The sequence below is a fragment of the Mesorhizobium sp. M7A.F.Ca.CA.001.08.2.1 genome, from assembly GCF_003998455.1.
GTDB lineage: Bacteria > Pseudomonadota > Alphaproteobacteria > Rhizobiales > Rhizobiaceae > Mesorhizobium > Mesorhizobium ciceri.
This window is the reverse complement of sequence record NZ_RZPW01000776.1, coordinates 1-2,824: the sequence shown is the minus strand read 5'-3', so window position 1 is coordinate 2,824 and position 2,824 is coordinate 1. Positions and strand designations below refer to the sequence as shown.

Sequence of the window (2,824 nt, the reverse complement as noted above, 5' to 3'; positions counted from 1 at the left end):
GTGCTGCTCATTGCGAAGTTGGGATAAGGCAAGGGAATGGGGCCGCCCGGGCTCGGAGTCTTGCAAACGTCGGGGATTGTCGCCTTGGAGAATCCGGTGGACGATTTGTGGGTTAAGCCGAGGCCATTGACGGTGATATGCGTCGGCATCAGGCAGCCTTTCGCCTGCCGCCGAGTAGTGCGGCTGCGCGAACGCCGTTCTCGGAACTGGTCCAGATCAGGGACAGGGGTCCGGTCTGATAATTGCGGGCTTCGGCTTCCGCCACAAGGCTGACAAACAAAGGTCCGCTCGCCGCACCCACATCGCCCCAGCAATCGGCAGGGGTCTCGAAATCGGCCGCATCCCTGAACCGACCGGGATTGCGGATGGTTGCGAAGCCGTACTCGTTGGCTCGATAGCGTTCGCCGTTCATGTCGCAGATTATCCGATCGACTGGATCTGTTACGGCCTTTTCGAACAAGTTACGGAACGCAGCACCAAGTCCTTCGCCAAGAACGACGGTCTCGGTTCGGATGCGTTTTTCCTCGTGCGCGCCTTCGATGCCGATCAGTTGGAGCCGTGGCGGGATAGCATATTTCCGGGCGGTTCGCAGAGTTGTCATCAGGCAAAATCCCGCCGCCTCTCCAGGGCAGAACCCATAGATGTTGCCCTCTGAATGCAGTTGTTCATTTTCGTCCAACCACACGAGTGTCTCGGTCTGCAGATAGGTATCGACGCCGCCAGCCAGGCAGAACGTTACGCTGCCCTCGCGCAGGCTTTTTGACGCTTGCAGCATGGCGATCATACCGCCGGCATGGCCTCCAGCAATGGATCCGCCGCCCTGGAACACGGCGTATTGTGACAGACCACTGCGAAGTTGAGCATGCACTTGGACTGCGAATTCGCCATCCTGGCCAGGCCTGGGTTCGCCTGTCGCCACGATTAACGACACCGGTGCGTTTCCGAGGGCGCCAAGCATCGGCCGCAATGCCTGCACGGCCGGATCGAAAGCGATTGCGACAGCGCGATCGGGACCCCGCATATGAAGGTCAATACCCATGTCGCGGGTGACCTTCATTTGCTCGCCGAAGCGGTCGACCATCGTGGGATGTTGCTGGATTGCGGAAATGCCAGCGCGAACCGCGGCCGCACTGGAAGCAGCGTCGAATCCCAACGGCGTTCGCGCGCCGATGCCGACGATGACGATGGCGTCGTCTCTAGCCATCGACGAATTCCTCCGTCCAGATACCCATGCGCGTGGCGGCCGCCGAAACAGTCTGACGACGTAGGCTTATGGTGGTGCTCTTCAGCCGCTCCTCGTCATAAGGAACATACAGCGTGGTCATCCATGTAATGGAGAACTGACGCTTGTCTGGTTTGATCCGTAGCGTATGGATCGTCGGCTCCTCATGCTGCCGGGAGGGTCGGTTGTTGAACTCCGTATGTATGTCGAAGCCGATACGAGGCAGTACGAACTGGAAAAACCCGTCGCCAGTGAAATTGCCCAGCCGCACGGTTTCATAGCCGACAAGTGGCGTCCTGGTTTGCTGATCTTCCGGCGCGCACTGGTAGTATGTTCGGCTGAAATCCAAGGGCAGCAGCGGATCACGCCTCTTTTGCCATTCATCGCCATAGGTGCCCGCATATTTGGCGCGCGGCATCCAGTGCCGCGCCACTGGACCGAAACCTGCTGGCCGGCCGCTTTGGTGATCGCGATAGGGTGCGTCAGGATACTCGAAGTTGGGGCCGGTCCTGCCGATCAAATGTCGTGCATCGACGGCGAAGCCGGTTCCTACGGGGTTTCGTCGGTCCCAATCGGGCGTGGAGGCCTGAGTGTCCGTGCCGCCAAAAGTTCTCCGCCAAGAAATCGGAATCCGAATGAAAGGCTCGGGTCGGCTCATACGCACCAGTACCGGCCCCGGCATAAAAATACGGTCGCCAATCGCACGCACGCTCTTGTCCAACACGTTGCCTATCTTGATACGCGCCATCGACTCGATATTCGGTCGCTGATCAGGCGCATATACGTGGCCTTCTACAAGGACATCGGTGTGCTTCTTTTCAATGACGAGATCGTCGTCATCAAGTAATTCCAGGGCGTCAGCGCTGTGGATAGGGGCCATATTAACAGGAACCTGATCCTTCAGAAGCTGCTGCTTACCGTCGAGGTCAAGTTCGAACGATGCTTTGATCGCGATCAGCCACCATTCGTGGCCGTGTTCGTCGCGGGTCCAAGCTTCCTGGGCCGCAAATGGCGTCTCGTTCCAGAGATTCCACATCGGTCAACAGATCTCCCCACTGACGGCAAGGAGAGATTCGAGGATTTTGGTGGGTTCCTCCGGATCGACGTCGTAAAGGTCGGAGGTTGCGGTCCACACGACCATGCCGTCGATCGCTTCCCCGCGTTCGTCGCGATCAGGGAAGGGAAAAACCAGCAGCGCCTGGTCGAGCGCGTCCGGCGTCAGCCCGGTCTCCTGGGTTTCAAAACAAAGCGCTTCCATGTCGCGGAACCAGTCGGCCCTACGCGTCATCGTCTCGTCCGCAGAGGACATCATCGCGACGATGCTAAGAGGAAAGCGCCGTCCAACCCGGTCGGCCGAGGGCAAGATTACCCCCGCCGCGTTTCCGAATGCCGCAGGCCCTGAGATGAAACGTAGTGGGATTCGTTCGTCCCAGGCTTTCGAGCCCATCAGCGGGACGAGATGCTGCGCCAGCCAGCGGTCCCAAGCGCGCACAAAGTCGCCCGGCAGCCGCCTCGTCACGAAATCGCCGGTGGCGGGCATTTTTCCGTAAAAACCGGGCACATTCATATCTGCGGCGGACATGTGAACTTCTTGAACATTTC

4 protein-coding genes are annotated in these 2,824 nt (G+C 59.1%); all 4 read right to left on the bottom strand.

What is annotated here, in order from left to right:
- Positions 1-149 (bottom strand): PAAR-like domain-containing protein (locus EN914_RS40195; RefSeq protein ID WP_127389489.1); only part of this gene is annotated, 149 nt, incomplete at its 3' end.
- Complete coding sequence (locus EN914_RS30690) at positions 149-1,081, bottom strand: beta-ketoacyl synthase N-terminal-like domain-containing protein (RefSeq protein WP_164753876.1); 933 nt, start codon at positions 1,079-1,081, stop codon at positions 149-151. The genes EN914_RS40195 and EN914_RS30690, both read right to left, overlap by 1 nt.
- Positions 1,082-1,196: 115 nt before the next feature.
- Entirely contained in the window at positions 1,197-2,258 is a 1,062-nt protein-coding gene (locus EN914_RS30685; protein WP_013525297.1) for a DUF2169 domain-containing protein, read from the bottom strand.
- 3 nt (positions 2,259-2,261) lie between these two features.
- On the bottom strand, positions 2,262-2,824 hold a 563-nt coding region (tagF, locus tag EN914_RS30680), incomplete at its 5' end, for a type VI secretion system-associated protein TagF (RefSeq protein WP_245497877.1).